4 protein-coding genes are annotated in these 5418 nt (G+C 45.7%); 3 read left to right on the top strand and 1 reads right to left on the bottom strand.

The window, feature by feature from the left end; translation table 11 throughout:
* Positions 1–529 precede the first annotated feature (529 nt).
* Entirely contained in the window at positions 530–1201 is a 672-nt protein-coding gene (locus tag F6J99_RS41530; protein ID WP_293122385.1) for a DciA family protein, read from the bottom strand.
* A 271-nt stretch (positions 1202–1472) separates the two neighbouring features.
* Between F6J99_RS41530 and F6J99_RS41525 the strand changes: the two genes are divergently transcribed.
* From F6J99_RS41525 to F6J99_RS41515, 3 genes are all read left to right on the top strand, one after another.
* Entirely contained in the window at positions 1473–2891 is a 1419-nt protein-coding gene (locus F6J99_RS41525) for a hypothetical protein (protein ID WP_293122382.1), read from the top strand.
* A 77-nt stretch (positions 2892–2968) separates the two neighbouring features.
* Positions 2969–3667, top strand: coding sequence for a PspA/IM30 family protein (locus F6J99_RS41520; RefSeq protein WP_293122380.1), 699 nt, complete (start codon positions 2969–2971; stop codon positions 3665–3667).
* A 556-nt stretch (positions 3668–4223) separates the two neighbouring features.
* Complete coding sequence (locus F6J99_RS41515) at positions 4224–4991, top strand: PspA/IM30 family protein (protein ID WP_293122377.1); 768 nt, start codon at positions 4224–4226, stop codon at positions 4989–4991.
* Positions 4992–5418 lie beyond the last annotated feature (427 nt).

The raw sequence follows: 5418 nt of genomic DNA, 5'->3' as shown, positions 1-5418 counted from the left end.
GAGTAAGACCAATTCCAGCAGGCGCGCGCCTCTGGTTGAGGCGTCGGGGACGCGCGCGGGAAGCCCTATTGACGAATAAAACCGTCCCTGAGTTGACCTGAGAATTGGAAGCCCCAACCTCAGCGAACGCGCCCCGCGTGACCAAAGGTCAAGCAGGTTGGGGTACTTCACAAGCTTTTGTTGATTCAAAGCACCAGTGCTGGAAACCACACAACTTCCTCAGGTGTGGGGTGTGGGGTGTGGGGGATAAGAAAGCGCACCATTACCGACCTGTGGGGGTTTCCCCCAAGACCGCGCTGCATCGCTTGTTCGTTGTTTTGCTTTTCCTCTCCCTCTGGGTCGCCCCATGTTTGACCTTAAGGTAAAAAACCTACCCCTGTGAGCGCCCCACACCCCCCTAACTACTGCCTACTCGTTACTGGTTACTCGTTACTGGTTACTCGTTACTCGTTACTCGTTACTCGTTACTCGTTACTCCCGACTCCCGACTCCCTTCTCCCTTCTCCCTTCTGCCTTCTATAACCTTGGTCTAAATTTGCCATTGCTTAATAGCACAAAGACCACAGACATCCCAACGCTGAAGTTCTCCTGGTGGAGTCGGACACTGACACTGAGGACAAAGTGGTAAATTTTGCGATCGCATCTGCATCATCTTTGCCCAATGTTTAAACGCTGCTTCGGGTCTGTTCGCGTAGCCTAGCCTATTGGCCAGAGTTGTGTCAGTAGTTGTGTCAGTAGTTGTGTCAGTATTTGTGTCAGTAGTTGTGTCAGTGGCTTCACTACTTTCTCTGTTTTCTGTGTACTCCAATTCCTCAGAAACCAGTGATGAAGACATTGGCAAGATGGTGCTAGGATGTCTATGGTTTGGGGTCAACTCAGATTGTGAATAGCCATTGCCCAAAACTTTTGTTTTCCGCCACTGAGCCGGAGAAAAGTGGATGTCAACTAGGGGTTCAGACCAACTAGCATTAAGCCGTTTCAACAACATCCGGCGCTTAAATTTTAGTTCTTGTGCCCAAACAGAGCTAGAGGTAGCCACATATAAGATATCCCTAGAGATAGCATAGGGTCTGGTATGATTAGCTATATTCATTCCTACTATTTCAGACCAAGACTTAATTAGGTATGACAAGCGTTGTATACCTTCCCACTCCGGCTGATTTGTAATCCTATCTAAGATCTGATTGAGTGATTTAAGCATATCGCCTTACTATAATTAGTTAATTTGACAATAGTTTTGATGGCTTCAGGACTGACGTCACAGGCTAGAAGCCTGTGCCACACTAGGCTAAAAACTAGCTTAGATAAACTAGCTTAGATAAACTAGCTTAGATAAACTAGCTTAGATAAACTAGCTTAGATAAACTAGCTTAGATAAACTAGCTTAGAGTTAGTAGGGTGACCCTAGAGATAGAATGGCTGCGTAAGTCCTGTTGCTTGTTCTATAGCACAAACGACCGATCTAGTCCGCCATGAGCCAAAACTCCTCAGTTAATTCATCCCCTAGCTCGACGGGTAACTACAACCTCAACTCAGTTTTACAAGCTGCTCTGAGTAGCCTTGATGTGCAACTAGAGGAAGAATTAGCGCGCTACCGACGTCGAAGAGTAGGACGCCCAGTCATGACTAACCGTAGTCTTGGTCGTAACCGGGCCCGTAAACCCCTAGAGTTAATTTCTGTGGGTGAGGTACAACAGAAATCCTCACCATCGCAGACAAACAAGACCATCCCTCAACTAAAGCAGCCATCAACGATTCCACTGCCAAACCTAACAGCCAAGGGGACAACTTCTCTCAAACAACCACAAGAGCCATTGGTTGAGCAGACTGAATCCCTAGATTCCCTGTTATCACAGTCCCCAAAACCTACTCAGCCACCAGTTGTCTCCCAGTATAATAATGGTGAAAGTGCTAGCTTAGGTATTCAGAAAGAGGCTACGGAGCAACTTAAGCCTCCTGAAAAATTGCCTGAAAAATCAGGTAGTTTGATCAAGTTAGGGGCTAACCAAACCCAGCCAGAAGATTATCTCGAATCATCAGAAAAACTACTACAGAGTCTGGCAGAAGATCAAGAAGAATTTGACAACCAAAAGCAGGTGTCTTACCAACTGCTGACTCCGTTAAATGTCGGTTTCATGGTACTTTTGCTGTTGTTAAGCGCTACCCTACCCTATATCTTCTCCAATCCCTCGGTGTTAAGTAATCTGGATCTGTCGCAGCTGATTAGCTCCATCATTCCCAAGATCTCCAAAACCGAAATTAAACCAGATCAACCACAACAGACTGAGTCGGTTCCTAATTCTCCCCTACAGGGTGGTCCTAATTTGGCTTCTGAGGAATTTGTAGACTTGAACTTACATACCCTTTCTCAAGTGGAAGCTACTCCAGGACCGCAGCAAAAACCTTTTTATACAAAAGATGTCCCAATACCAAAGGTGGTTGAATCAGCTCCTAAGGTGGTAACTAGACCGATGCCTCCTAAAGGGTCTTCCTTATCTTCAGTACTTTTGCCTTCTGTTCAACCACTCCAAAAGGTTCCCCTGTCATCATTACCAACAAGCTCAGGCTCTTTAGTACCCCCAGGAAGACGGGCACAGTCAGGATTACTTCAACCAGCTATATCTGAAACACTCCAGAATCAAGCCGCATCTCTAAGAACAGTGGTAGAGGAGTCTTTACCTGCGCCCGATCCTTTCTACTATGTGGTGATCAACTACGATGGTAAACGTTCCCTACAGCAAGCTAGGACAATTGTTCCTGATGCCTATGTGCGCAAATTATCTCAAGGTACCCGCATTCAGATGGGAGCGTTCAAATTTGAACATGAAGCACAAGGTTTGGTAGAAAAACTCCAGCAACAGGGAATTTCTGCTTCGATTTATCGTCCTTGACTTAAGTGTTAAGGATTATCAATATCAATAAGATCAGTAAAGATTAACTAAGCCCTGATCATGTATGGAAACCTGCCATGGCATTATTAGATCGTATGTTGAGAATCATTCGTGCTAGCCTTAATAGTCTGATTAGTCAAGCTGAAGATCCTGAGAAAATCCTGGAACAGGCTGTCGATGATATGCAGCAGGATTTGATTCACATGCGTCAGGCTGTAGCTCAAGCGATCGCTACCCAAAAACGCACCGAACGACAAGCCTCTCAGGCTCAAGCGGCTGCTGAGCAATGGTACCGTCGCGCTCAGTTAGCCTTGTCAGCAGGAGACGACAACTTGGCACGGGATGCCCTGACACGGCGGAAATCTCATCAGGTGACCGTCACAACCATGAACGCTCAGCTTTCCCAGCAAGCTGAGCTTGTGTCCAAGCTCAAGGAAGAGCTGCGTACCCTAGAACAGAAAATTTCAGAGGCGAAAACTAAAAAGAACTTGTATATTGCTCGGGCTAACTCAGCTAAAGCATCCATGAAAATTAATGAGATGCTCGGTAATGTAGGTACCAGTAGTGCCTTGAGCGCTTTTGAAAAGATGGAAGATAAGGTAATGGAGCTTGAAGCCCGGTCTGAGGCAATGGCTGAGTTAGGTAGCAATCAACTGGATCAGAAATTTGCCGCTATCGAAGCTAACGATGATGTAGAAGCTGAGTTAGCCGCCATGAAAGCTAATCTAATTCAAGGAACCAACACTCCTCAATTACCCTCAACTCAGGCAGAATAACCGAAAAATCCGGAAAAATTGGATAAATAGCTGGAAAAAGTAATTAGTGTCCCCATGGTCACCTCAATTGCAGGTTGTAAACCTTGTCTGAAAATACCTTAGAGCCTTGACCCAACGGGTTACTATACATGGAAACCTACAGGAAAACAGCCCCTTCTCTATCTTCTTAACAATACTCGGAAAGCGAATAGGTAGAATAAGACAAGGACGTTTTCTCAACAGATGGGACTATTATTATATCATAAGCGCCTCTCAAACCCAGTTTTTAACCCCTCCAACAGTAATCCCTTAGAATCCCCCATGGTTCAGCCGCCAGAAAGTTCAACCCTTAGCTTGTTGTCTCGCACTTTTTCCCAAGAAGTTTTTAAACTGGATGAAAGGCTCCTTGTCTTAATGGCTAGGGTATGGGTCAAGCCCGCAAATTTTTCAGTTCCCCAATCAGACTTGAGATGGGACAGCCACAATTGCTTGTCCTTCAAGACAACTTAACTAGGCTTACGCACCAGCAAGCCAGTTTTCTACCTACAATGTACATTCCTAGAGGATAAACAGCGTTATGGGATTATTTGATCGCCTTAGCAGAGTGGTCAGAGCTAATCTGAACGATATGGTTAGCAAGGCTGAGGATCCAGAAAAGATTCTGGATCAAGCTATTGTTGATATGCAAGAGGATCTGGTTCAATTGCGTCAAGCAGTTGCCAGGTCAATTGCTGAACAAAAACGCACAGAGCAGCAATACAACAAAAACCAAACAGAAGCTAACAACTGGCAGAAAAGAGCTCAGCTGGCTCTGAGCAAAGGGGATGAAAACCTGGCTCGTGAGGCTCTGGTGCGTAAGAAGAGCAATGCTGATACTGCTGCTACCCTCAAAACTCAGTTGGATCAGCAAACTAATCAGGTCAATACTCTTAAGCGTAATCTGGTTGCTCTCGAAGGCAAAATTTCCGAAGCCAAAACCAAAAAGAATATGCTCAAAGCACGAGCTCAGGCGGCTAAGGCGAATGAAAAGTTACAACAAACCATGGGGTCTATTAATACTAGTGGCTCCCTAGCCGCCTTTGAGCGTATGGAACAGAAAGTCTTGGAAATGGAGGCTCGTTCTGAAGCTGCCCATGAGCTGGGTGGTGCTGACTTGGAAAGTCAATTTAGACTCTTGGAAGGTAATGATGTTGAAGATGAGTTGGCCACGATGAAAGCTCAGTTGTCTGGTGGTTCTGTATCTCAAGAAGCTTTACCAGCTTCAGAGGAGAAAAAATCGACTTCCTCAGATTCACCCGTTGACAAAGAGTTGGAAGACCTTCGCAAACAAATTGATAATCTTTAATTGGTAAGCATATGCGCTACGCGCACGCGTGCGCGTTCAGCCGTCAGCAGTCAGCCGTCAGCCGTCAGCTGTCAGCTGTCAGCCATTCGCGAATGGCCAAGGCTCACGCTACTTGAGGTGCTGACTTAACATAGATTAAACCAATGCTTACTTGTTTTATTCAAAACCTGAGAGCTGATAGCTTAAGCGCTACGCGCACGCGTGCGCGTAGCGCTTAAGCTGATAGCTTACGTTAATTGTTAATTGTTAATTAGTTAATTTGTTATTGCTTACGGAACTGCTCCAGGCTGAAAGCCCCGTGTTTTTAAACCGGGTCAGAAGTTACCGCAAAAATAAGGCAGCCTTTATGGTTGGTCGGCTATGGGTAAAAGGGTTAAAACTTTATGATTAAGGCCAGAGACGCGCGCCTTAGGAGAGTGGAGCCTTT

The sequence above is a fragment of the Moorena sp. SIO4G3 genome, from assembly GCF_010692305.1.
GTDB classification, from domain to species: domain Bacteria; phylum Cyanobacteriota; class Cyanobacteriia; order Cyanobacteriales; family Coleofasciculaceae; genus Moorena; species Moorena producens_A.
The sequence above is the reverse complement of the archived record's forward strand: the minus strand, read 5'-3'. Positions and strand labels throughout refer to the sequence as shown.